We start from the raw sequence: 22,381 nt of genomic DNA, 5'->3' as shown, positions 1-22,381 counted from the left end.
CTGGCAACATCCGCGGTGTGACGCCCACCGTCGAGACGATCGGTCCCGCCGCCGCACGCCGGGCGGCGCTGGCCGCCCAGGGTTTCGCCGACCCGCGCCCGTCCGGCCCGCCCACCCGCCGCCACCTCGCGCGCGCGCTCGACCGGGTACGGCTGCTGCAGCTCGACTCGGTCAACGTCGCCGTCCGCGCCCACTACATGCCGCTCTTCAGCCGGCTCGGGCCCTACGAGCGCGCGCTCGTCGACGACGCCGCATGGAGCCACACGGCGCGCAAGCCGCGGCTCCTGGTCGAGGCGTGGGCCCACGAGGCGAGCCTGCTGCCGGTCGAGGAGTGGCCGCTCCTGTGGTCGGGTGCCTTCCGCGACCGCTGGTGGCGCAGCTACCAGCCGGTGGTCGACCGCCATCCGGGCCTCGTCGACGACATCCTGGCCGCGGTCAAGGACCAGGGCCCCATCGGCGCGGGCGCCCTGGAGAAGGCGCTCGAGGCGCCCACCCGCCCGCGGCCGGCCGGGGCGTCGTGGTGGGATCGCTCGGACGTCAAACGCATCTGCGAGTACCTCTTCGGCACCGGCGTGCTCACCACCGGCACCCGCCGCCACTTCCAGCGGCTCTACGACCTGCCCGAGCGGGTGCTCCCGCCGGCCGTCCTCGCTGCGCCGCCGCCCGGGGCCGAGGAGGCCGCCCGCCGGCTCGTGCTGGGCTCCGCGGAGGCGCTGGGCGTGGCCACCGAACCCGATCTGCGCGACTACTACCGCCTCTCCCCGGCGCGCAGCCAGACAGCGGTGGCCCAGCTCGTGGAGGCGGGCGAGCTGGAGCAGGTGCGGGTGCGCGGCTGGGAACGGCCCGCGTACCGGCCGCCGGGCGCGCGCGTGCCGCGGCGGATCACGGGCCGTGCCCTGCTCTGCCCGTTCGACCCGGTGGTCTGGGAGCGGGCGCGCACGGAGCGCATGTTCGGGTTCCACTACCGCATCGAGATCTACGTGCCGGAGCCGAAGCGGCAGTACGGCTACTACGTGTTCCCGTTCCTGCTCGACGGCGAGCTGGTGGCCCGGGTCGACCTCAAGGCCGACCGCGCGGCGGGTGTCCTGCGGGTGCCCGGTGCGTTCGCCGAGCCGGAGGCCGACGTGCCCCGGGTCGCCGCGGAGCTGGCCGAGGAGCTGCAGGTCATGGCGGAATGGCTCGGCCTCGACGGGTTCGAGGCGGGGGAGCGGGGTGACCTCGCCACTCCGCTGAGGCAGCGTCAGAGGCGCAACCCGGCCAGCGCGCCGGCCGTGCCGGCGTCGGCGGGCGGGTAGGTCGCGAGGCGGATCTCGGCCGAACCCGCGCGCGTGAGAGACGGCACCCTCGTCGCTCCCCATCGACGAGGGTGCCGCCCTCCCCCCAAAGATCCCGGCGTCAGGCCGGGACGGCCGCGCGGGCCACGAGGACGTCGCCGCTGCCCGTGCGGCCGCGCACCTGCACGGCGGGCGCCTTCTGCGGTGCGTCGCGGGACACGTCCAGCTCGCTGCGCGCCTTGCCGGAGCCGGTCGTCAGGTCCAGCTCGGCGCCCACTCCGGGGTGCACGCCGATGCGGACGCCGCCGGAGCCGGTGGTGAACTGCAGGTCGCCGCTTCGGGCGTCGGAGACGGTGACGTCGCCGGAGCCGGTGCGGACGCGGACGTCGCTGTTGACCTCGCCGAGGACGATGTCGCCGCTGCCCGTCTTGACCTCGGCGGGACCGCCGGTGGCGGCCGCCCGGATCGCGCCCGACCCGCTGCGCAGCCGCGCCCGCCCGGTGACCGGGCCGAGGTCGATGGAGCCGGAGCCGGTGGTGACGTCGGCGTCGCCCTCGACCCCGTCGAGGGTGGCGTTGCCCGAGCCGGTGCGCACGCCGGCCCAGCCGGCGCGGCCGCTGGCCCGCACGTCGCCCGCGCCGACCCGCGCGGCCAGCCGCGAGCGCGTGGGCGCCCACACGGTGATCGCGAGCGGAACCACCCGGAGCGGGAGGTCCTGAGAGGAGCGCACCACGAGCCGGCGCCCACCCTCCGACCAGCTGATCTCGGCGGCCGACACGGCCTCGGTGGCGAGCTGCTCCGGGTCGCCCCCGAGCCCGCCGCCGGTGGCGTTGCCCAGCCAGTTGATCAGCCCGGACAGCCCCTGGGTCCAGGTGTTGTTCGCGCTCTGGTCGTGGCGGACCTCGACGCGCACCTCGCCGCCGCCCTCGGGGAGGTCCTCGAGGTGGACGCGCACGTGGCCGACGTCGGTGGCCAACTCCAGCTCGGCGGGCCCGTCGACCGGCCAGCTCTGCTGGCGGACCAGGCCGGGCCCGGGCTCGTCGTCCGGGAAGTCGTCGGTGTAGCCGGTCTCGGACTCGCTCATGCTCGTCACCCCTCCACCCAGCCGCGCAGGCGCTTGCCGTCGCGGTCGCGGTCGCGCGTCCAGTCGCCGTGGCGGCCCGGCTTGCGGTGGCCCGCCAGCGCGCCCTGCACGGCCTGCGCGACCCACGCGTTGAGCGACACACCCTGCGCCGACGCGGCCTGTTCGGCCTGGTTCTTGATCTGCTCGACGAGCCGCAGCGTGATGCGGCTGATGTCGCCGGAGTCGGGACCCCGGAAGTCGCCCCGGAAGTCACCGCCGAACCCGCGGAAGGGCGGGTCGGCGTCGGGGCCGGGTTCGGCCCCCTCGTCACGGCTGACCGCGACGCGGACGTCGCGGCCGTCGAGGCGCACCTCGACCACGCGGTCCCCGAGCGCGGCGGTGACCTCCGCCGCGAGGTCGGAGAGCGCGTTCATGATCGCGAGCCGGGCCGCGGGCTCGATGGCGGCGCCGAGCAACGCGCTGGTGCGCTGCGTCTGCTCGTCGCCGGCAGCAGCCGCGGACGCGAGGTCCTCGCGAAGCTGCTGCACGTACTGGCTCAGGTCCATGACGCCACTATGGCGTCACTTTTGACGTCGGTCAAGGAACCCGTGACGCCATGTGGCGTCACGGCGCTCCGTCGGTCGCCGTGGTTACGCTGCCGCCATGCCGCAGACCACGCCGCAGACCGTGCCGCTCGGCGTCCAGCTCGTCGGCAGGACCGAGTTCGTCCAGCCGGCCGGGGTACCGTGGACCACCGACGCCGACGGCGGCCAGGCGCTCGCCGAGTTCGCCGGCCGGGCCTGCTACCAGTCGTGGTCGAAGCCCAACCCGGCCACCGCCACCAACGCCGGCTACCTGCGCCACATCCTGGAGGTCGGGCACCTGTCGGTGCTCGAGCACGGCACGGTGAGCTTCTACCTCACGGGCGTCTCGCGGTCGCTGACCCACGAGCTCATCCGCCACCGCCACTTCTCCTACAGCCAGCTCTCGCAGCGCTACGTCCCCGAGCGGGACGCCGCCATGGTGGAGCCCGCCGTCATCGCCGACGACCCCGAGCTGCACGAGCTCTTCACCGAGGCCGCGGCCGCGTCCGTCACGGCGTACGAGGCGCTGCTGGAAGGCCTGCAGAAGCGGCTCGCCGACGCCCCCGACGCCACGCTCCGGCGCAAGCAGGCGCGGCAGGCGGCGCGGGCGATCCTGCCCAACGCCACCGAGACCCGCATCGTCGTCACCGGCAACTACCGGGCATGGCGCCACTTCATCGCCATGCGGGCCACCGAGCACGCCGACGTCGAGATCCGCGAGCTCGCCGTCGAGTGCCTGCGCCAGCTGCAGCGCGAGGTGCCCAACGTGTTCGACGACTTCGAGATCGGCACGCTGGAGGACGGCTCGGAGATCGCGTCGAGCCCCTTCGTCACGGAGGGGTAGCCCCGCGCCATTCACTCCGGGCGGGTGAGGACGCGGGGTCGGGCGCCCGTCGAGCATCGGGCCATGTCCAGCACCACAGGCCGCGGGGGCGCGGCCCTGGCGGCGGCGAGGGCGGCGGTGGTGCCGCTGGCGCTGGCGCAGTTCGTCGCGAGCTATGCCGCCTCCAACATGAACGTCGCGATCACCTCGATCGCGACGGACCTCGACACCTCGGTGACCGGGATCCAGACCACCATCACGCTGTTCACGCTGACGATGGCGGCGCTGATGATCCCGGGCAGCAAGCTGACCGACATCTGGGGCCGCAAGTTCTGCTTCCAGCTGGGGCTGATCATCTACGGGGTGGGGGCGCTGCTCGCGGCCCTCGCGCAGGGGCTGCCGCTGCTCATGGTCGGCTACTCCCTGCTCGAGGGCGTGGGCTCGGCGCTGCTGATCCCACCGATCTACATCCTCATCACCACGCTGTTCGCCGACACCACCGCCCGCGCCAAGTACTTCGGCGTGGTGAGCGGCGCCGCCGGAATCGGTGCCGCGGCGGGGCCGCTCATCGGCGGGCTGGTCACCAGCTACATCAGCTGGCGCGCGTCGTTCCTCCTGCAGGTGCTGATCGTCTTGGCGATCATCTGGCTCGGCCGCGGCATCGCCGACCCGCCGCTGCCGGCCGAGCGGCCCGCGTTCGACCGGGTCGGCGCGGTGCTGTCGGCGCTGGGCCTGTTCTTCGTGGTGTTCGGGGTGCTGCAGAGCGGGGCGTACGGCTGGGGCACGGCCACGCGGGACTACGCGATCGGCGGCACCGTGGTCATCCACCAGGGCGGGATCTCGCCCGTGTGGTTCTACGTGGGCATCGGCGTGGTGGTCCTCGCCCTGTTCATCACCTACTCGCGGGTGCGGGAGCGGCACGGCCGCGCCCCGCTGGTGTCGGTCCGCCTCTTCACCGACCTCACCTCCAACCTGGGCCTGCTGACCCAGAACCTGCAATGGCTGGTCCTGCAGGGCGCGTTCTTCGTGATCTCGGTGTTCCTCCAGCAGGTCCGCGGCTTCTCGGCGATCGAGACCGGGCTGGTGCTGGTGCCCGCGACGATCGGCCTGCTGCTGTCGTCCGGGGCGGCCCCGCGCATGGCCCGCCGGCACAGCCAGCGCAGGCTGATCCGGTTCGGCTTCTTCGTCACGACGCTCGGCCTCGGCCTGCTGCTCCTGCTCGGCGGGACGAACCCCGGTGTCTGGAGCTACGCCCCGGGCCTGTTCCTCATGGGCGTCGGCGTCGGGATCATGCTCACCGCGTCGGTCAACCTCGTGCAGTCGGTGTGGCCCGAGAGCGTGCAGGGCGACATCTCCGGCGTGTCGCGCAGCGTCTCCAACCTGGGCTCGTCGCTCGGGGTGGCGATCGCGGGCTCCCTGGTGGCCGGCGCCGTGCCGGGCGGCGGTCAGTACTTCGCCGCGCTCGTGATCGTCGGTGGCTTCGCGGTCGTCGGCTGGTTCGCGGCGTTGCTCATCCCCCGGAGGACCACGGGTCGCTGAGTACAGTTCGAACCATGACCCTTGCCAGCCGGGAACGCGCGGCGCTCAGCGACGAGCTGCTCCGGGTGGGTCCGGACCGCCCGACGCTCTGCGAGGGGTGGAACACCCGCGACCTGCTCGCCCACCTGCTCGTCCGTGAGCGGCAGCCCCATGCGGCCGCGGGGATCCTGGTCTCCGCGCTGGCGGCGGTCACCGAGCGGGCGATGGACGGCTACCGCGAGATGCCGTGGGACGAGGCCGTCGCGCTCTTCCGCAGCGGCCCGCAGTCCTGGTCGCCGCTGCGGTTCGGACGCGTCGACGCTGCGGCGAACGGCACCGAGTTCTTCGTCCACCACGAGGACGTCCGGCGCGGCGAGCCCGGTTGGGAGCCCCGCGAGCCCGACGAGGAGCGGGACGCGGAGCTCTGGGCGGGTGCGCGCCGGATGGGCATGCTGCTGCGCCGCAGCCCCGTGGGCGTGGTGCTCGCGCGCCCGTCGGGGGAACGGCACGTGGTGAAGACCGGGCCGGGAGCCGTCACGGTGCTCGGCGAGCCGGGGGAGCTCGTGCTGTTCGCGTTCGGCCGAGCCGCCGCGCGGGTGGAGCTGCAGGGCGAGCCGGGTGACGTCGAGGCGTTGCGGGCTGCTCCCCGCGGTGTGTGAGGAGTCGTCGACCGGGCTCCGGGGTACCGTCCTTGCATGAGCCCCACCGCCCTGCCCGGCCGTCCGTTCGGCCGCGTGCTGACCGCCATGGTCACGCCCTTCGACGCCGAGGGGCGGCTGGACCTCGGCAAAGCGGAGGAGCTGGCCGCTCACCTCGTCGAGCTGGGCAACGACGGGCTGGTGGTCAACGGCACCACCGGTGAGGGGCCCACCACCAGCGACGAGGAGAAGGCGGAGCTGGTGCGGGCGGTGGTCGGCGCCGTCGGCGACCGGGCCACCGTGGTGGCGGGCGCCGGCACCTACGACACCGCCCACAGCATCCACCTCTCGCGGGAGGCGGAGAAGGCGGGCGCCCACGGGTTGCTGCTGGTCACGCCGTACTACTCGCGGCCGCCGCAGTCCGGCCTCGTGCTGCACTTCACGGCCGTCGCCGACGCCACGGACCTGCCGGTGATGCTCTACGACATCCCGCCGCGCAGCGTGATCCCGATCGACGTGGAGACGCTGCAGCGGCTCTCCGAGCACCCGCGGATCGTGGCGGTCAAGGACGCGCGCAACGACCTGCGCGTCGGCACCGAGGTGCTCGCCACCACCACGCTCGCCTACTACTCCGGCGACGACCCGGTGAACCTGCCGTGGCTGTCGGTCGGGGCGGTCGGGTTCGTCAGCGTGATCGGGCACGTGGTGGCCAACCGGCTGCGGGAGCTGCTCGACGCCTACGAGGCCGGGGACGTCGACCGCGCCCGCAACCTGCACTACGCCACGCTCCCGGTGATCCGCGCGATGGGCCGGGTCGGCGGCGTGCTCTTCGCGAAGACGGCGATGCGCCTGCGCGGGGTCGACGTCGGCGGCCCGCGGCTGCCGCTGCCGCCCGTCACGGAGGAGCAGGAGATGGCGATCGCGAGCGACCTGCAGGCCGCCGGCATCGCGCTCGCCGACAGCCACGGCGCCGACGACCACGGCCAGGGCGCGCTCGGCGCGCGCGCCGCCGCGGACCTCGGTGCCGAGGTGGCCTACCACTGATCATTCACCGCGCCCACGGAAACGGCGCCTACGACAACTGCGAGGAACGAGTTTGAGTCATCCCCCCGCGCGGTCCGACCGCTCCCGGTCCGACCGTCGCTCTCGGCCGCCCCGGCGCGACCGTGCCCGCCCGCCCGCCCCCGCGCCCGAGGAGGTCAACCGGGCGGAGCTGCCGTCGAACGCGCCTCCGCCGCTCCCCGAGGGCGCGATGCGTGTGGTGGCGCTCGGCGGCATCGGCGAGATCGGCCGCAACATGACCGTGTTCGAGTACGGCGGGCGGCTGCTCGTCGTGGACTGCGGCGTGCTGTTCCCGTCCGAGGACTCGCCCGGCGTCGACCTGATCCTGCCGGACTTCCGCGCCATCGAGGACCGGCTCGACGACATCGACGCGCTGGTGCTCACCCACGGCCACGAGGACCACATCGGCGCGGTGCCGTTCCTGCTGCGCCAGAAGCCCGACCTGACGGTCGTCGGCTCCCGGTTCACGCTCGCCCTGGTGGCGGCCAAGTGCAAGGAGCACCGGCTCACCCCGCACCTGCTCGAGGTGAAGGAGGGGGAGCGGCTGCACCACGGAGCGTTCGAGTGCGAGTACTTCGCCGTGAACCACTCGATCCCGGACGCGCTCGCCGTCGCGATCCGCACGCCCGCCGGGCTGGTGCTGCACACCGGCGACATCAAGCTCGACCAGCTCCCGCTCGACGGCCGCCTCACCGACCTGGCCGGTTTCTCCCGGCTCGGGGACGAGGGTGTGGACCTGTTCCTGGTCGACTCCACCAACGCCGACGTCCCGGGGTTCGTGATCTCCGAGCGGGAGATCGGCCCGGTGCTGGACGGGGTCTTCCACCGCGCCGACGCCCGGATCATCGTCGCCTGCTTCGCGAGCCACGTGCACCGCGTCCAGCAGGTGCTCGACGCCGCGGCGGCGCACGGGCGGAAGGTCTGCCTGGTCGGCCGATCGATGGTGCGCAACATGGGCCTTGCCACCGAGCTGGGCTTCCTCAACGTGCCGGACGGCCTCCTCGTCGAGCTGGACGACGCAATGGATCTGCCCGACGAGGAGCTGGTGATCGTCTCCACCGGGTCGCAGGGCGAGCCGCTGTCGGCGCTCGCGCGGATGGCCCGCGGCGACCACCGCTCGGTGCGCATCCGGCCGGAGGACACGATCATCCTGGCCAGCTCGCTGATCCCGGGCAACGAGACGGCCGTGTTCGGGGTGATCAACGGCCTCACCCGGCTCGGGGCCACGGTCGTGCACCAGGGCACCGCCAAGGTGCACGTGTCGGGGCACTCCCCGGCCGGTGAGCTGCTGTTCCTCCACAACGCCGTGCGGCCGAGCAACGTCATGCCCGTGCACGGCGAGTGGCGCCACCTGCGCGCATGCGGCCGGCTGGCCGTGCAGACCGGGGTGCCGGAGGACTCGGTCGTGCTCGCCGAGGACGGCGTCGTCGTCGACCTGGTGGACGGCCGCGCGGCGATCACCGGGCGGGTCGAGGTGGGCCGGGTGTACGTCGACGGCCTCGAGGTCGGCGACATCGGCGAGAGCACCCTGGCCGACCGGCTGGTGCTCGGCGAGGGCGGCTTCATCTCGATCACGGTGGCGGTCGACGCGAACACCGGGCGGGCGGTGTCCCCGCCCAAGCTGTCCGGGCGCGGCTTCTCCGACGACCCGAAGGCGCTCGACGCCGTGCTCCCGATCGTGGAGGACGAGCTCTCGCGCACCGAGTCCGAGGGCATCACCGACACCCACCGCATCGCCCAGTCCGTGCGTCGGGCGGTGGGGAAATGGGTGGGGGAGACCTACCGTCGCCGGCCCATGATCGTGCCGACGGTGATCGCGGTGTGACCGTGCTCGTGGACCGCGCGCGACCCGTCGGGCCGAGCCCCGCCGTCGAGCGGTACCTGGCATCCGCCGACCTGCCGACGCCCTACCTCGTGCTCGACCCGCACGTCGTCGCCGACCGGTACGCGGGGCTGCGTGCGGCCCTGCCCGCCGCCGGCGTCCACTACGCCGTGAAGGCGTGCCCGCACCCCGAGGTGCTCCGCACCCTCGCGGCGCTCGGCAGCGGGTTCGACGTGGCGAGCCCGGGGGAGGTGGAGCTCGCGATCGCCGCCGGCGCCGACCCCGGCCGGATCTGCTACGGCAACCCGGTCCGCGGGCCGGCCGACGTCGCCGCGGCCCACGCCGCCGGGGTGCGCCGGTTCGTCACCGACAGCATCGAGGACGTCCGGCTCCTCGCCGCGCGGGCGCCGGGGTCGCGGGTACTGGTCCGGCTGCTCGTGTCCGACACCGGGTCCGCCACCCCGTTCGCCGCCAAGTTCGGTGTGGTGCGCGACGAGGCGGTCCGGCTGCTCGGCGCCGTCGCGGACGCCGGGCTGGTCGCGGACGGGGTCGCCTTCCACAGCGGCTCGCAGCAGGTGCGGCCGGAGGCCGTCGCGGCGGGGATCGCCGACGCCATGTCCGTCGCGGAGGCCGCGGGGCTGCGCCGGCCCGTCCTCGACGTCGGCGGTGGCTTCCCGGTCGCCTACCGCGAGCCCGTCCCGGACATCGCCGCCTACGCGGCCGCGATCCGCGATGCCGCCGCCGACGCCGACCTGATGCTGGAGCCGGGACGGGCGCTCGTCGCCGAGGCCGGGCTGATCCGGTCGACCGTGCTGCGGGTGTCGCGCCGGCCGGGCATCGACCACCGGCGCTGGGTCTACCTCGACGTCGGCCGCTACTCGGGGCTCGCGGAGACCGAGAACGAGGCGATCGCCTACCGGCTGCGCGTGCCCGGCCGCACCGGTCCGGACGAGCCGGTCGTCCTCGCCGGACCCACCTGCGACGGCGACGACGTGCTGTACCGCCACACCCCGTGCCCGCTGCCGCTGTCGCTGGAGGCGGGTGACGCGGTGGACCTGCTCGCCACCGGCGCCTACACCGCGTCCTACGCGTCGGTCGGGTTCAACGGCATCCCGCCCCTCCCGGTGCACGTCGTCTGATGGCCGCTCGCGAGCTGGTCGAGGTGCTCGGTGCGGGGCTCACCCGGCACTGGCGGGTGGACGCCGTGCGGCACGAGGCGCGCACCCCGTTCCAGCACGTGCTCATCGCCGAGACGGCCCACGGCACCACCCTGTTCTGCGACGACGAGCGGCAGAGCGCCGCGTCGACGCAGCTCGTGTACCACGAGGCGCTGTTCCTGCCGCCCGCGCTGCTCGCCGCGCGTCGCGAGCGGGTGCTCGTGGTCGGGTCGAGCGAGGGGGTCGTCTCGCAGCTGGCGGTGGCAGTGGGCGCGCGCGTCGTCGACCACGTCGACATCGACCCGGACTGCGTCCGCGCGTGCGCGGAGCACCTCCCGTACGGCTACACCCCGGAGGAGCTGGCCGCCGCCGAGCGGCACGACGGCCCGGTCCGGGTGCACTACGGCGACGGGCTGGCGTTCGTCGCCGAGACGGCGGGCCGCTACGACGTCGTGGTCGTCGACCTGCCCGACGAGCGCCCCGACGACCCCGAGTCCCAGCTCAACCGGCTCTACAGCGCAGCGTTCCTGCGCCGCTGCGCGGACCTGCTCACCGACGGCGGAGTGGTCGTGTCCCAGGCGGGCAGCCCGGCCCGGTGGCGCAACGCCACGCTCCGCGCGGCGCTCGACCGGTTCCGCGAGGTGTTCGCCCAGGTCGTCCCGTACGTCAGCGACGAGCACGAGTGGGCGTTCCTGACCGGCCGGCGGGTGGCGGGACCGGATCCGGTGGGTGAGATGACGCAGCGGTTGGGCGCGCTCGGCCACCGGCCCGCGACGCTCGACGCCGAGGCGTTGCGCGCCCGCTCGGTGCTCCCCTTCGACCTGCGTTCCTCGGGACGCTAGGCCGCGCCGCGGTCGACCTCGGTGGTCTCGACCCGGCACGGCCCGAGCTTCGCCGCGAACTTCTCGACGACGGGCAGGGGCGACAGCCCGCCACAGGTGAACGCGTCGATCAGCATCGTCCGCCGCTCCGGCCACGTGTGCAGGGAGGCGTGCGACTCGGCCAGCACGACCATGACGCTCGTGCCGTGCGGGCTGAACTCCTCGACCAGCGTGCGCCGGACCGTCGTGCCCGCCTCGCGCAGGGCGTCGTGGAAGGCGTCGACGAGGAACGCCGGGTCGAAGCACGCGGGGTCCGCCACGTCGGTGACGTCGGCGAGGACGTGCACGCCGAGCCGCGAGGCGGCGGTCGCCTGTGGGATCACGTGGACAGTGTCCCTCGCCGGGTGTCGCGCCCGGCGGGGCGGCTCAGAATGTGTTTGAGAAGCGCCCATGTGGGCCGCGGACCCAGCGATCTCGCTGGTCCCGGCTGTCCTGAGCGGCCCGCTGCGCGCTTCTCGAACACATTCTCAGGGCGCCGAGCCCGCCAGGGGCGTGGTGTCCTCGTACCGGACCTCGTAGACGCGCTCGGTGAACTTCCAGCCGTCGGCGGTGCGGCGGTAGCGGTCGTGGTAGATGGCGAAGTTCAGCCCCTGCCGGCCGTCCACGGCGCGCCCGATCTCCTGGATGTAGGCGCGGCCGGTCGCGGTGTCGCCGTCGAGCTGGATCGCGCCCGGGTGCGTCGTCTGCACGAAGAACTCGTGCAGGGCCTGCAGCCGCTCGCCCCCGGCGCGGATCTCCTCGCGGCCGACCAGCTCGGCGGGGATGTTGGGCATCCGCAGCGCGCCGTCCTCGGTGAACAGCGATGCGAGGCGGGCACGGTCACGCATCATGGCGGCGTCGGTGAACTCGCCGCGCAGCGCATCGATCTCGACGCGGTCGGCGATGATCTGGAAGTCGGTCATGCGCAGTACGACGAGCCGGCCCGCCGGAACGTCAGGCCGCCACCGCCTCACGTTCCGCCGCCCTGTGTCGTCCCACCAGTATGGGGACACGAGAGGAGCTCGGTTTGGGCGCAGTCATGAGCGAGCGGCGGCAGCTGATCAACCTCGCGTACCGCCTCCTGGGCTCGCTGTCGGAGGCCGAGGACGTCGTGCAGGAGACGTACGCCCGCTGGTACGCGATGTCCGGTCCGCAGCGGGAGGCGATCGAGTCCCCGGGTGCCTGGTTGACGACCGTGGCGGGCCGCGTCTGCCTCGACCTGCTGCGCTCGGCGCGGGCACGGCGGGAGCGCTACGTGGGTGAGTGGATCCCGGAGCCGCTGCCCGACGGAGGGGACGACCCGGCGGACCGGGTCACGCTCGACGAGTCGGTGAGCATGGCGTTCCTCGTGGTGCTGGAGTCGATGACGCCGGCCGAACGCGTCGCGTTCGTCCTGCACGACGTGTTCCGCTACCCGTTCGCGGACGTGGCTCAGATCGTGGGCCGGTCGCCTGCGGCGTGCCGTCAGCTGGCGTCCTCGGCCCGGCGCCGCATCAGGGAGACACCGGCCCCCGCCGGCCCGGCGGCCGAGCAGGCCGGCCTCGTCCGGGAGTTCAAGCAGGCGTGGGAGGCCAGGGACATCCGCGCCCTCGTCGGCCTGCTCGACCCCGACGCCGTCGCGGTGGCCGACGGCGGTGGCCTCGCCAGCGCCGCGCTCCGCCCGGCCGAGGGCGGCGAGCTGATCGCGCACGGCTGCATCGAGATCGCCCGCCGGTTGCCCGGCCTGACCCTCCTGGAGCGCACCGTCAACGGCCAGCCGGGCCTGGTCGCCCAGCGGAACGGGGTCACCGAGACCGTGTACGCCTTCGCCGTGGCGGCCGGGCGGATCACCCGCATCTGGGCGGTCCGCAACCCGGAGAAGCTGCGGCCGTGGAGGTACGACTAGAAGCGCGTCCCGTAGTCGCCTACGCCGTGTTCGAGCTGGTCGAAGGCCCGATCCAGCACGCCGACCTGGTTGCGGCGCACCTCCTCGACGTCGTCGCCGTCGAGGATGCGCTGGACGGCGATCCCGAAGACCGAGCCGATCACGGCCGCGAGAAGGCTCGCCACGAGCCGCGCGCGCGTCCCGTCGGCGTCCTCCTCGGCGAGCACCGCGGCGAGCGCGTCCTCGATCTCTCGGCCCTGCTCGTGCATCCGTTGCACGAGCGCCGGGCTGGACCGCAGCACCTGCCAGAACCCGACGACCCCCTCGATCGCCCCGGACAGGGGATGGTGGGAGGCCAGTAGCTCGTGGTGGTGGCGGCGCATCGCCTCCACGACGGAGAGGCCCTCCGGCCGCTCCCTGACCACCTGCTCCAGGGCCGCGATCCGGTCGGCGTGCCGGTCGAGGAAGAGGTCCTCCTTGCGGGGGAAGTAATTGAAGACCGTCATCTTCGAGACGCTCGCCGCCTCCGCGACCTCCGCCACCGTGACGTTGTCGAAGCCGCGCGCCGCGAACAGGGTGGTGGCCACGTCGGCGATGTGGCGGCGGGTCGCCTGCTTCTTCCGCTCGCGCAGTCCCGGTTCCGGCATGGGTGTACTGTACCGAACATAAACTTTGACTCGGTACAAGATTGGCGGATCATGGACCACGAGGTGGTGATCGCGGGCGGTGGCCCGGTCGGCCTGATGCTGGCGTGCGAGCTGCGGCTGGCCGGGGTGGACGTGCTCGTGCTCGAACGGCGCACCGAGATCGACCCGACGATGAAGGCCGGGTCGGTCAACCTGCCGACCGCGGAGGCGTTCTACCGGCGTGGCCTGCTCCCGCCGCTCCTCGACGAGCAGCGACAGGCCTTCGAGCAGGTGGCGGCGTTCGCCGGGGCGGGGGAGCGGCCGAAGCCGCCGCCCGTGCTCGGCCACTTCGCGGGGATCATGGTCGGGATCGGCGGCGTCGACTTCACCGATCCGGCCTTCCGCGACGCGGGCCCGGCCCACGAGGTGCTGCTGGTCCGGCAGCAGGCGATCGAGGCCGTGCTCGCCGAGCGGGCACTCGCCGCCGGGGTCGTGTTCCGCCGGGGCGTCGACGTCACCGGGTTCGACGTCACCGAAGACGGCGTCGTCGTCCGGACGGGTGCCGGGACCGTCCGCGCGGGCTGGCTGGTCGGGTGCGACGGCGGCCGCAGCGTCGTGCGCAGGCTCGGCGGGTTCGACTTCCCGGGCACCGATCCGGAGATCACGGGACGGCAGGCCGTCGTCGAGATGACCGGGGCCGAGGGCCTGCAGCCGGGCTGGAACCGCACCGACACGGGCGTCTACGCGCACGGTCCCGTCCCGGGCCGGATCCTCACCGTCGAGTTCGACGGGCCGCCGGCCGACCGCGACGAGCCCGTGACCGCGGCCGAGCTCGAGGGCGGCCTCCGCCGGGTGTCCGGGGTGGACGTGACGATCACGGAGGTCCGGTCCGCCACCCGCTACACCGACAACGCCCGCCAGGCGAGCACCTACCGCCGCGGCCGCCTGCTGCTGGCGGGCGACGCCGCGCACGTCCACTCCCCGTTCGGTGGCCAGGGGCTCAACCTGGGCATCGGCGACGCCGTGAACCTCGGCTGGAAGCTCGCCGCCACGATCCGGGGCCACTCCCCCGACGGCCTCCTCGACAGCTACACCAGCGAGCGGCACCCGATCGGGGAGTGGGTGCTGGACTGGACGCGCGCCCAGGTCGCGCTGATGCGTCCCGAGCCGGGCACCCGCGCCCTGCAGAACGTCGTCGGCGACCTCCTGGCCACCCCCGACGGCGCCACCTACCTGGCGAAGCAGCTGTCCGGCGTCCTGCACCGCTACGGCCGCGCCAGCCACCCGCTGGTCGGCGCCGGCGCCCCGGACCTGGAACTCGCCGACGGCAGCCGGCTGGGGGAGCACTGCCACGACGGCCGCCCCCTCCTGCTCGACCTCACCGACACGCCGGCGGTGCGCAAGACCGCCGACCGGTGGGGCGGGCGCGTGCACGTCGTCACGGCGAAGGCGGCGGAACCGACACCGCTCACGGCGATGCTCGTCCGGCCCGACGGCCACATCGCGTGGGTATCGGAAGATTCCGGCGTCGACGGGCTGGCTGACGCGCTCGCGTCGGTGGCCCGGCCGGGCTAGCTGTAGGTCTCGCCGAATCGCTGCCCGGGCTGCCCGGCTCCGCGGCCACTTCGCACATCCAGCATGGACTTCGCGCAAGGCGGGCCTTGTGCGAAGTCGGTGTTCGGTGTGCGGAGTCGGCTGGTGTGATGCGCAAGGACGCGGGTCAGGATAGGCGGTAGCCGGGGTCGCTCGGCAGTTCCGCCGTGTCCATCTGCGCCTTCTGCAGCTTCCCGGCGTAGTCCCAGTTCATGGACTGCCAGCGGGTGAACTGGTCGAGCACCCAGATCCCGGACTGCCGGCTCCCGTTGCCGGAGCGGACGTTCCCGCCGAACGGCAGGTGGGCCTCGGCGCCCGACGTCGAGTTGTTGACGCTCACCATGCCCGCGCTCACCCGTTCCCGGAACCGGAAGGCGGGTCCGGGCGTGGAGGTGTAGATCGACGCGGACAGGCCGTAGCCGTGACCGTTCGCCAGGGCGATCGCCTCGTCGAAGGTCTCGAACCGCGCGACGCCGACGATCGGGCCGAAGGTCTCGGTGCCGTACAGCGCGTCGTCGGCGACCACGCCGTCGACGATCGTGGGGTGGGAGTAGATCCCGGGCTCGCCGCTGAAGTCGCCGCGCGGGTTGGCGGGTGTGATCCGGCCGGTGCCGGTGGAGCCGTGCAGGGCGTGGTGGGGCTGCACCAGGTCGAGGTGCCGCTCGAACGTCGCCTGGAACCGCGCGGAGATCATCGGCCCGTAGAGGACGTCGGCGCGGGTCGGGTCGCCGATCGCGGCAGCCCGGACGGCGGCGTCGAAGCGGCGCAGGAACTCGTCGTGGACCGATGCGTGGACGAGCACCGTGCCCAGCGACGTGCAGCGTTGCCCGGCCGTGCCGAACCCGGAGAACAGCGCGCCCTCGACGGCGAGGTCGAGGCCGGCGTCGGGCATCACGACGAGCGGATTCTTGCCGCCCAGCTCCAGGCACGGGGTCTGCAGGTGGCGGCCCGCGAGCTCGCCGACCCGCGCGCCCACGGCGGACGAGCCGGTGAAGCCGATCTTGTCGACGAGCCCGGCGTCCAGGGCGGCGGACAGGCCGTCGAAGGTGGTGGCGCCGTCGGCGAGCACGGTGTTGAGCACGCCGTCGGGCAGCCCGCCGCGCACGAACAGCTCGGTGAACGCCTCGGCGATCGCGGGCGTGTACTCGGCGGGCTTCCACACCACCGCGTTGCCGCACAGCAGCGCCGGCACCAGGTACCAGGACGGCACGGCCACCGGGAAGTTCCCGGCCGTGACGATCGCGGCCACGCCGACCGGCACGCGGAACGTGAACAGCTGCTTGTCCGGCATCTCGCTGGGCACGGTCTGCCCGTAGAGGCGCCTGCCCTCGCCCGCGAAGAAGGCGCAGGTGTCGATGACCTCCTGCACCTCGCCGCGCGACTCGGCGATCGGCTTGCCGATCTCGCGGGTGACGAGCGCAGCGAGGGCCTCCTTGTTGGCCTCGACGAGCCTGCCGATCTGGTCGACGACCCGGCCGCGCACCGGCGCCGGGACGGCGGTCCAGGAGCGCTGGGCGTCCCGGGCCGTGCGGCAGGCCTCGACGAACAGGCCCGCATCGGCGAGCAGCGCCTCGGCGACGGCGTCCTCGCGGGCGGGGTCGACCGAGGTGAGCCGGCCGCCCGGGGCGTCGTCGCGCCACTTCCCGCCGACGAACGAACCGATCCGGCGGGTCATGCCCGCACCGCCCTGGCCAGTGCGCCGACGGCGAGGTCGAGCTCGTCCTCGGCGACCGTCAGGGCGGGCCGGAACCGGACGGAGCGCTCGCCGCCGCCGAGGATCAGGACCTTCTCGTCGCGGTGCAGGCGGGTCAGGGTCGCATCCCTCGCCTCGGGCGTGGGCAGGTCGACCGCGACGAACAGACCACGACCGCGCACGTTGTCGATCTCCGGGATCGCCGCGAGCCCGTCCAGCAGGTGTTTGCCGAGCACCGCGGCCCGCTCGACCAGGCCGTCGGACTCGATCACCTCGAGGTACCGCCGCGAGCGCACCATGTCGGTCAGCCCGCCACCCCACGTCGAGTTGATGCGGGAGGGCACCCGGAACACGTTGTCGGGCACCTCGTCGACCCGGCCGCCGGCCATGATGCCGCAGACCTGGAGCTTCTTGCCGAACGCGACGATGTCGGGCTGCAGCCCCAGCTGCTGGTAGGCCCACGCGGTACCGGTCATGCCGCCGCCGGTCTGCACCTCGTCGAGCACGAACAGGGCGTCGTGCTCGCGGCACAGCTCCTGCATCGCCTGCAGGAACTCGGCCCGCATGTGGTTGTCGCCGCCCTCGCCCTGGATCGGCTCGGCGATGAAGCAGGCGATGTCGTGCGGGTGCGCGGCGAACGCCTCCCCGGCCTGTGCGAGGGCGCGGCCCTCCGCGGCTTCGACCTCGGCGACGTCCAGTGGGAACCGGATCGCCGGCACGTCGATGCGCGGCCAGTCGAACGTCGGGAAGAGCGCGGTCTTGCGGGGGTCGGTGTTGGTGAGCGACATCGTGTAGCCGCTGCGGCCGTGGAACGCGCGGCGCAGGTGCAGCACCTTCGTCCCGAGGTGCTCCGGCCGCCCGTGCAGCGCGTTGTGGCGGCGCTTCCAGTCGAACGCGGTCTTGAGCGCGTTCTCGACGGCCAGGGCCCCGCCCTCGACGAGGAACAGGTGGGGCAGCGCGGGGTCGCCGAGCACGTGCTCGAACGTCTCGACGAACTCGGCCATCTGCCTCGTGCAGATGTCGGAGTTCGAGGGCTTGTTGACCGCCACCTCGCTCAGCTCGGCGAGGAACGCGGGGTCGTCGACGAGCGCCGGGTGGTTCACACCCACCGGGGCCGAGGCGAAGAAGCTGAACATGTCGAGCCAGCGGGTGCCGTCGCGGGCATCGACCAGCCACGATCCGCGGCTGGCCGCCGTGTCGAGCACGAGGTCGAAGCCGTCGACGAGCATGTGCCGACCGAGGACCTCGAAAACCTGCGCCGAGTGGACACGGTCCGGTGTGACGGTCATGCCCGCCAGTGTCCGTTCGGTGATCGTCGGTGCACAGCGCGTCGAACGTCGGTATCGGTGACGGAATGCCACGATGTGGGCCGTGCCGCCGACGGACCGTCAGCTCGACGACCTCGACCGCCGGGTGCTCGCCCACCTGGAGGTCGACGGTCGTGCGTCGATGGCCGAGCTCGGGCGCGTGGTCGGGCTCTCGCGCACCGCGGTGCTCGCCCGGGTGCAGCGCCTCGAGCGGGCCGGGGTGATCCGCGGGTACCGGGCCGAGGTCGCCCTGCCCGGCGAGCCGGCTGCCCACCGTGCCCGGGTGGGCATCGTCGCGCGCACGGGGGACGTGGCCGGTTACGCGCGCAGGCTCTCCACCATGCCCGGCGTGACCGAGATCGAGTCGGTGACCGGGGCGTACGACCTGATGGTGCTGGTGAGCGCCCCGAGCGCCGGTGAGCTGGACGCCGTGCTGGACGGCATCCAGGGGTGGAGCGAGACCGTGCGGACGACGACGTGGGTGGTGCTGACGCGCTACCGGTGAGCCGGTCGTGACGCCGACCTCGTCGGGTGTCGGTCACCGGACCGGGGGTCACTCCCCGATACCGTGGGGCGCATGGCAGGACGGACGACCGCCGGCGGCGGCAGGAGCACCGCGGCAGCGTCGTCGGGCCGGTCCCCCCGGCGCAAGCCGGCATCCCGGTCCACCACGCGCGGCCGGTCCGGCACCGCCCGCCGCGCGCCGGCGCGCAAGCAGCCCGATCTGATCGACCGCGGTATCGACGGCGTCGGCCGGGGGATCGCCCGGTTCGGCCGGTCGCTGGGTCGCGCGGTGGGCCGCACCCGTGAGCTCGACCCCGCCCACCGGCGCGACGGGCTGGGCGTGGCCCTGCTCGTGCTCGGGGTGGTGGCGGCGGCCGGCATCTGGTGGGGCGCGGGCGGCCCGGTGGGCCACTGGCTCTCCGGTGCTGTGGCCGCGGTCGTCGGGCTCGGCGCCGTGGTGCTCCCGGTGATCGTGGTGGTCGCCGGCGTGCTGCTCATGGCCTCGCGGCCGCATCCGGAGTCGCGGCCGCGGATCGCCGTGGGCTCGTTGCTGCTCGCGCTCGGCGTCCTCGGTCTCGTGCACATCGGGGCCGGCCGGCCCGACGAGCCCGCCCGGTGGGCGGAGGGTGGCGGAGCGATCGGCTACGTCGCCGCCACACCGCTGGCCACCGGGCTGACGTCGTGGGTGGCGGTGCCGGTGCTCGTGCTGCTGTCCGGGTACGCGTTCCTGGTCCTCACCGGCACGCCCGTGCGGGAGGTGCCGAACCGGTTCCGCCGGCTCACCGGGCAGGCCGTCGAGGAGCCCGCCCCCGCCGCGGACGAGCCCGGCGAGAAGGACACCGAGATCCCGTCGATCGCGCTGCGGCGCCCGTCGCGGCGGCGGCAGGGCTCCCGGGTGGCCGACGTCTACCGCGACGACCCCGCCGAGACGCCGGAAGCGCTCGACCCGCCCGCAGGGGAGGCCCCGGCCCAGCCTGCGCGCAAGCCCGCCGCCGTGGCGGCCACGCCACCCGCGGAGCCCGAGCCCGCGGGCGCGGTGGGGGAGCAGCTGCGGCTGACCGTGGAGCCCTCGGAAGGGGCGGCTCCGTACAAGCTGCCGCCGAGCGACCTGCTGCCCACCGGACCAGTGCCGAAGACGCGCAGCCGGGCCAACGACGCGATGATCGAGTCGATCAGCGGCGTGCTGGAGCAGTTCAACGTCGACGCGCAGGTCACCGGCTTCACCCGGGGCCCGACCGTCACCCGGTACGAGATCGAGCTGGGCCCGGCCGTGAAGGTCGAGAAGATCACCCAGCTGCAGCGCAACATCTCCTACGCCGTCGCCACCGACAACGTGCGGCTGCTCGCGCCGATCCCGGGCAAGTCCGCCGTCGGCATCGAGGTGCCCAACACCGACCGCGAGATGGTGCGCCTCGGCGACGTGCTGCGCTCGGGCGCCGCCCGCTCCGAGCAGCACCCCCTCGGCATCGGCCTGGGCAAGGACATCGAGGGCCACTTCCTCGTCGCGAACCTCGCGAAGATGCCGCACCTGCTGGTGGCGGGCTCCACGGGTTCCGGCAAGTCGAGCTTCGTGAACTCGATGCTCGTGTCGCTGCTGTCGCGGGCCACCCCGGACGAGGTCCGGATGATCCTCATCGACCCCAAGATGGTCGAGCTCACCCCGTACGAGGGCATCCCGCACCTGATCACGCCCATCATCACCCAGCCGAAGAAGGCCGCGTCCGCGCTGGCCTGGCTGGTCGAGGAGATGGAACAGCGCTACCAGGACATGCAGGCCAACAAGGTCCGCCACGTCGACGACTTCAACAAGAAGGTCCGCTCGGGCGAGATCACCGCGCCGCTCGGGAGCGAGCGGGAGTACCGGCCCTACCCGTACATCCTGTGCATCGTCGACGAGCTGGCCGACCTCATGATGACCGCCCCGCGCGACGTCGAGGACGCGGTCGTGCGGATCACGCAGAAGGCCCGCGCCGCCGGCATCCACCTGGTCCTCGCCACCCAGCGCCCGTCCGTCGACGTCGTGACCGGCCTGATCAAGACGAACGTGCCGTCGCGGCTGGCGTTCGCCACCTCGTCGCTCACCGACTCGCGCGTCATCCTCGACCAGCCGGGCGCGGAGAAGCTGATCGGCATGGGCGACGGGCTCTACCTGCCGATGGGCGCGGGCAAGCCGGTGCGCATGCAGGGCGCGTTCGTCGGCGACGACGAGATCTCCTCGGTCGTCTCGTTCGCCAAGGAGCAGGCCGAGCCCACCTACACCGAGGGCGTCACGGTGCAGAAGGCCGGCGAGGCCAAGGAGATCGACCCGGACATCGGCGACGACCTCGACGTGCTGATCCAGGCCGCCGAGCTGATCGTCACGTCGCAGTTCGGGTCGACGTCGATGCTGCAGCGGAAGCTGCGCGTCGGGTTCGCCAAGGCCGGCCGGCTCATGGACCTGCTGGAGTCGCGCGGCATCGTCGGCCCGTCCGAGGGCTCGAAGGCGCGCGAGGTGCTGATCAAGCCGGACGAGCTGGAGGGCGCGCTGTTCCTCATCCGCGGCGGCGGGCCGGCGCCCGACGACGAGGACGAGGCGTGAGCGGCACCCGGCCCGCGAGGACCGGCGACCACGGCGCGATCGTGGAGCGCGTGCAGAGCTGGTGGGGCGACTCGCGCACCCCCGAGGAGGCCCGGGAGCTCTCGCTCCTGCTGCCTCGGCTGTTCCTGCAGCACTTCGCGCGGACCAGCCTGGTGGTCGAGGACCCGTCCGGGATCAGGGCCTTCCTCGTGGGGTTCCACTCCGCGGACGTCCCGGACGAGGCCTACATCCACTTCGTCGGCGTCGACCCGCGGCTCCGCGGCACCGGCACGGGGCGCGAGCTGTACACCACGTTCTTCGCCCAGGCCGCGGCGGCGGGCCGGCGGACGGTGCGGGCGATCACGTCGCCGTCGAACACCGGGTCGATCGCGTTCCACCGCGCGATGGGGTTCGAGGTCGAGCCCGGCGACCGCGAGGTCGGCGGGCTCGCCGTGCACGGCGACCACGACGGCCCGGGGCAGCACCGTGTGTGCTTCCGGCGGCGGCTCGACCCGGCCTGACCGCGGTCAGGAGCCCGTGCGCTCCGCGAGCCACGCGGTAGCCGGGATGCCGGCCAGGTCGCGGAAGTCGCGGGACAGGTGGGCCTGGTCGACGTAGCCGGCGTCGGCCGCGACGTGCGCCAATGCCGGCCGGTCCGGCGTGAGCAGCCGGTCGCACGCACCCTCGAAACGGATCACGCGGGCCGCGGCCTTGGGGGCCAGCCCGGTCTCGGTGCGGAACTTCTCCGCCAGGTGGCGCCGGCTCCACCCGACCTCGCGCGCCAGCTCCTCGATGCGCAGGTTGCCGCCCGTCTCGGCCAGCCGGTCCCAGGCGTAGCCGACCTCCGGGAGCACCCCGCGCTCGCCCCGTCCGCGCCGCAACAACGCCGTGAGCTCGGCGTCGAGCAGCGCGAAGCGCTCCGCCCAACCGCCGGCCGACGCGAGCCGGTCCAGCAGCGTTGCCGTCTGGCCGGGCAGCATGTCGGCGAGGTCGACGGTGTCGCCGGCGAGCGCTCCGGCCGGCACCCCGAGCAGGGCGCGGGCACCGCGCCAGGTGAGCCGCAGCTGCAGGCCGGTCTGCGGGTCGCCCTGGGCGATGCGGGCCGGGCTGTCGTGCAGCCCGCCGACGGCGGCCGCGAAGCTGCCCGGTGGCTTGGCGGGATCGGCGTTGTCGAGCATCTCGACGCGGCCGTCGAGGCAGAACAGGAACGTGAGGTGCGCCGACGCCACGCCCTGGTGCACCGACGGCGCCATGGCCTCCACCCGGTACCCGGTGTACGCGCTGACGTACGGGCGCAGCCAGTCCGCCGGCGCGCGCCCGCACATGCGGAACGTGCTCTCGACGGCGGGTGCAGTCACGTCCCGGAGGCTACGCCGCAGGTCCGACGCCTAGACGAGTAAGTCCCAACGTCGGGCCGGTCGTGGGCATGGCAGGTG

The 22,381-nt window shown here is 73.7% G+C and carries 21 protein-coding genes; 13 read left to right on the top strand and 8 right to left on the bottom strand.

Annotated elements, in window-relative coordinates:
• Positions 1 to 17 precede the first annotated feature (17 nt).
• Positions 18 to 1,295 (top strand): winged helix-turn-helix domain-containing protein, encoded by a 1,278-nt coding sequence (locus ACU436_RS27965; RefSeq protein ID WP_459029941.1) that lies wholly within the window; start codon positions 18 to 20, stop codon positions 1,293 to 1,295.
• 100 nt (positions 1,296 to 1,395) lie between these two features.
• On the opposite strand, the gene ACU436_RS27960 is transcribed toward ACU436_RS27965, so the two are convergent.
• Positions 1,396 to 2,358, bottom strand: a complete 963-nt coding sequence (locus ACU436_RS27960; protein WP_459029940.1) for a DUF4097 family beta strand repeat-containing protein — start codon at positions 2,356 to 2,358, stop codon at positions 1,396 to 1,398.
• A 5-nt stretch (positions 2,359 to 2,363) separates the two neighbouring features.
• A complete protein-coding gene (locus tag ACU436_RS27955; protein WP_459029939.1) occupies positions 2,364 to 2,903 on the bottom strand; it encodes a toxin-antitoxin system HicB family antitoxin in 540 nt (179 codons plus the stop codon).
• Positions 2,904 to 3,000: 97 nt separating this feature from the next.
• Between ACU436_RS27955 and thyX the strand changes: the two genes are divergently transcribed.
• From thyX to ACU436_RS27920, 7 genes are all read left to right on the top strand, one after another.
• Positions 3,001 to 3,765: an FAD-dependent thymidylate synthase gene (thyX, locus tag ACU436_RS27950; RefSeq protein ID WP_459029938.1), complete on the top strand. Its 765-nt coding sequence runs from the start codon at positions 3,001 to 3,003 to the stop codon at positions 3,763 to 3,765.
• A gap of 63 nt (positions 3,766 to 3,828) precedes the next feature.
• The gene (locus tag ACU436_RS27945; RefSeq protein ID WP_459029937.1) at positions 3,829 to 5,283 is read left to right on the top strand and encodes an MFS transporter; all 1,455 of its coding nucleotides are present in this window, start codon (positions 3,829 to 3,831) and stop codon (positions 5,281 to 5,283) included.
• A 14-nt stretch (positions 5,284 to 5,297) separates the two neighbouring features.
• Positions 5,298 to 5,921 carry a TIGR03085 family metal-binding protein gene (locus tag ACU436_RS27940; RefSeq protein WP_459029936.1) on the top strand — a complete coding sequence of 208 codons (624 nt, stop codon included), beginning with the start codon at positions 5,298 to 5,300 and terminating at the stop codon, positions 5,919 to 5,921.
• 36 nt (positions 5,922 to 5,957) lie between these two features.
• Positions 5,958 to 6,944 (top strand): 4-hydroxy-tetrahydrodipicolinate synthase, encoded by a 987-nt coding sequence (dapA, locus tag ACU436_RS27935; protein ID WP_459029935.1) that lies wholly within the window; start codon positions 5,958 to 5,960, stop codon positions 6,942 to 6,944.
• A gap of 208 nt (positions 6,945 to 7,152) precedes the next feature.
• Positions 7,153 to 8,787, top strand: coding sequence for a ribonuclease J (locus ACU436_RS27930; protein WP_459030003.1), 1,635 nt, complete (start codon positions 7,153 to 7,155; stop codon positions 8,785 to 8,787).
• Positions 8,784 to 9,923 carry a type III PLP-dependent enzyme gene (locus ACU436_RS27925; protein WP_459029934.1) on the top strand — a complete coding sequence of 380 codons (1,140 nt, stop codon included), beginning with the start codon at positions 8,784 to 8,786 and terminating at the stop codon, positions 9,921 to 9,923. Before ACU436_RS27930 ends, ACU436_RS27925 begins: the two co-directional genes overlap by 4 nt.
• Positions 9,923 to 10,783 (top strand): spermidine synthase, encoded by an 861-nt coding sequence (locus tag ACU436_RS27920; protein ID WP_459029933.1) that lies wholly within the window; start codon positions 9,923 to 9,925, stop codon positions 10,781 to 10,783. The genes ACU436_RS27925 and ACU436_RS27920 overlap by 1 nt, the downstream gene beginning before the upstream one ends.
• On the opposite strand, the gene speD is transcribed toward ACU436_RS27920, so the two are convergent.
• Positions 10,780 to 11,145, bottom strand: a complete 366-nt coding sequence (gene speD / locus ACU436_RS27915) for an adenosylmethionine decarboxylase (protein ID WP_459029932.1) — start codon at positions 11,143 to 11,145, stop codon at positions 10,780 to 10,782. The genes ACU436_RS27920 and speD overlap by 4 nt on opposite strands.
• 144 nt (positions 11,146 to 11,289) lie before the next feature.
• Positions 11,290 to 11,724 (bottom strand): nuclear transport factor 2 family protein, encoded by a 435-nt coding sequence (locus ACU436_RS27910; RefSeq protein WP_459029931.1) that lies wholly within the window; start codon positions 11,722 to 11,724, stop codon positions 11,290 to 11,292.
• 116 nt (positions 11,725 to 11,840) lie between these two features.
• Here ACU436_RS27910 and sigJ point away from each other — a divergent pair, with 116 nt between their 5' ends.
• The gene (gene sigJ / locus ACU436_RS27905) at positions 11,841 to 12,686 is read left to right on the top strand and encodes an RNA polymerase sigma factor SigJ (protein WP_459029930.1); all 846 of its coding nucleotides are present in this window, start codon (positions 11,841 to 11,843) and stop codon (positions 12,684 to 12,686) included.
• On the opposite strand, the gene ACU436_RS27900 is transcribed toward sigJ, so the two are convergent.
• Positions 12,683 to 13,312 (bottom strand): TetR/AcrR family transcriptional regulator, encoded by a 630-nt coding sequence (locus ACU436_RS27900; protein WP_459029929.1) that lies wholly within the window; start codon positions 13,310 to 13,312, stop codon positions 12,683 to 12,685. The genes sigJ and ACU436_RS27900 overlap by 4 nt on opposite strands.
• Positions 13,313 to 13,363: 51 nt before the next feature.
• Between ACU436_RS27900 and ACU436_RS27895 the strand changes: the two genes are divergently transcribed.
• The gene (locus ACU436_RS27895) at positions 13,364 to 14,866 is read left to right on the top strand and encodes an FAD-dependent monooxygenase (RefSeq protein WP_459029928.1); all 1,503 of its coding nucleotides are present in this window, start codon (positions 13,364 to 13,366) and stop codon (positions 14,864 to 14,866) included.
• Positions 14,867 to 15,011: 145 nt separating this feature from the next.
• Here the strand turns inward: ACU436_RS27895 and ACU436_RS27890 are convergent, their stop codons facing one another.
• Positions 15,012 to 16,559 (bottom strand): aldehyde dehydrogenase family protein, encoded by a 1,548-nt coding sequence (locus tag ACU436_RS27890; protein ID WP_459029927.1) that lies wholly within the window; start codon positions 16,557 to 16,559, stop codon positions 15,012 to 15,014.
• The gene (lat, locus tag ACU436_RS27885) at positions 16,556 to 17,866 is read right to left on the bottom strand and encodes an L-lysine 6-transaminase (protein ID WP_459029926.1); all 1,311 of its coding nucleotides are present in this window, start codon (positions 17,864 to 17,866) and stop codon (positions 16,556 to 16,558) included. The genes ACU436_RS27890 and lat overlap by 4 nt, the downstream gene beginning before the upstream one ends.
• Before the next feature lie 82 nt (positions 17,867 to 17,948).
• Here lat and ACU436_RS27880 point away from each other — a divergent pair, with 82 nt between their 5' ends.
• From ACU436_RS27880 to ACU436_RS27870, 3 genes are all read left to right on the top strand, one after another.
• Positions 17,949 to 18,389 (top strand): Lrp/AsnC family transcriptional regulator, encoded by a 441-nt coding sequence (locus ACU436_RS27880; protein ID WP_459029925.1) that lies wholly within the window; start codon positions 17,949 to 17,951, stop codon positions 18,387 to 18,389.
• A 72-nt stretch (positions 18,390 to 18,461) separates the two neighbouring features.
• Positions 18,462 to 20,966: a DNA translocase FtsK gene (locus ACU436_RS27875; protein ID WP_459029924.1), complete on the top strand. Its 2,505-nt coding sequence runs from the start codon at positions 18,462 to 18,464 to the stop codon at positions 20,964 to 20,966.
• Complete coding sequence (locus tag ACU436_RS27870) at positions 20,963 to 21,466, top strand: GNAT family N-acetyltransferase (RefSeq protein ID WP_459029923.1); 504 nt, start codon at positions 20,963 to 20,965, stop codon at positions 21,464 to 21,466. Before ACU436_RS27875 ends, ACU436_RS27870 begins: the two co-directional genes overlap by 4 nt.
• A gap of 6 nt (positions 21,467 to 21,472) precedes the next feature.
• Here the strand turns inward: ACU436_RS27870 and ACU436_RS27865 are convergent, their stop codons facing one another.
• Complete coding sequence (locus tag ACU436_RS27865) at positions 21,473 to 22,303, bottom strand: helix-turn-helix domain-containing protein (protein WP_459029922.1); 831 nt, start codon at positions 22,301 to 22,303, stop codon at positions 21,473 to 21,475.
• Positions 22,304 to 22,381 lie beyond the last annotated feature (78 nt).

The organism is Pseudonocardia wallangbongensis (assembly GCF_054486945.1).
Note: the sequence above shows the minus strand (reverse complement) of the source record. Positions and strands in the feature narration are given on the sequence as shown.

What these genes read in the sequence shown, in the direction of transcription:
- ACU436_RS27895 (WP_459029928.1), top strand. Translation starts at nt 13,364, where the DNA reads ATGGACCACGAGGTGGTGATCGCGGGCGGTGGCCCGGTCGGCCTGATG.
- lat (WP_459029926.1), bottom strand. Translation starts at nt 17,866, where the DNA reads ATGACCGTCACACCGGACCGTGTCCACTCGGCGCAGGTTTTCGAGGTC.
- sigJ (WP_459029930.1), top strand. Translation starts at nt 11,841, where the DNA reads ATGAGCGAGCGGCGGCAGCTGATCAACCTCGCGTACCGCCTCCTGGGC.
- dapA (WP_459029935.1), top strand. Translation starts at nt 5,958, where the DNA reads ATGAGCCCCACCGCCCTGCCCGGCCGTCCGTTCGGCCGCGTGCTGACC.
- ACU436_RS27910 (WP_459029931.1), bottom strand. Translation starts at nt 11,724, where the DNA reads ATGACCGACTTCCAGATCATCGCCGACCGCGTCGAGATCGATGCGCTG.
- ACU436_RS27930 (WP_459030003.1), top strand. Translation starts at nt 7,153, where the DNA reads ATGCGTGTGGTGGCGCTCGGCGGCATCGGCGAGATCGGCCGCAACATG.
- ACU436_RS27955 (WP_459029939.1), bottom strand. Translation starts at nt 2,903, where the DNA reads ATGGACCTGAGCCAGTACGTGCAGCAGCTTCGCGAGGACCTCGCGTCC.
- thyX (WP_459029938.1), top strand. Translation starts at nt 3,001, where the DNA reads ATGCCGCAGACCACGCCGCAGACCGTGCCGCTCGGCGTCCAGCTCGTC.
- ACU436_RS27920 (WP_459029933.1), top strand. Translation starts at nt 9,923, where the DNA reads ATGGCCGCTCGCGAGCTGGTCGAGGTGCTCGGTGCGGGGCTCACCCGG.
- ACU436_RS27940 (WP_459029936.1), top strand. Translation starts at nt 5,298, where the DNA reads ATGACCCTTGCCAGCCGGGAACGCGCGGCGCTCAGCGACGAGCTGCTC.
- ACU436_RS27890 (WP_459029927.1), bottom strand. Translation starts at nt 16,559, where the DNA reads ATGACCCGCCGGATCGGTTCGTTCGTCGGCGGGAAGTGGCGCGACGAC.
- ACU436_RS27945 (WP_459029937.1), top strand. Translation starts at nt 3,829, where the DNA reads ATGTCCAGCACCACAGGCCGCGGGGGCGCGGCCCTGGCGGCGGCGAGG.
- ACU436_RS27960 (WP_459029940.1), bottom strand. Translation starts at nt 2,358, where the DNA reads ATGAGCGAGTCCGAGACCGGCTACACCGACGACTTCCCGGACGACGAG.
- ACU436_RS27900 (WP_459029929.1), bottom strand. Translation starts at nt 13,312, where the DNA reads ATGCCGGAACCGGGACTGCGCGAGCGGAAGAAGCAGGCGACCCGCCGC.
- ACU436_RS27875 (WP_459029924.1), top strand. Translation starts at nt 18,462, where the DNA reads ATGGCAGGACGGACGACCGCCGGCGGCGGCAGGAGCACCGCGGCAGCG.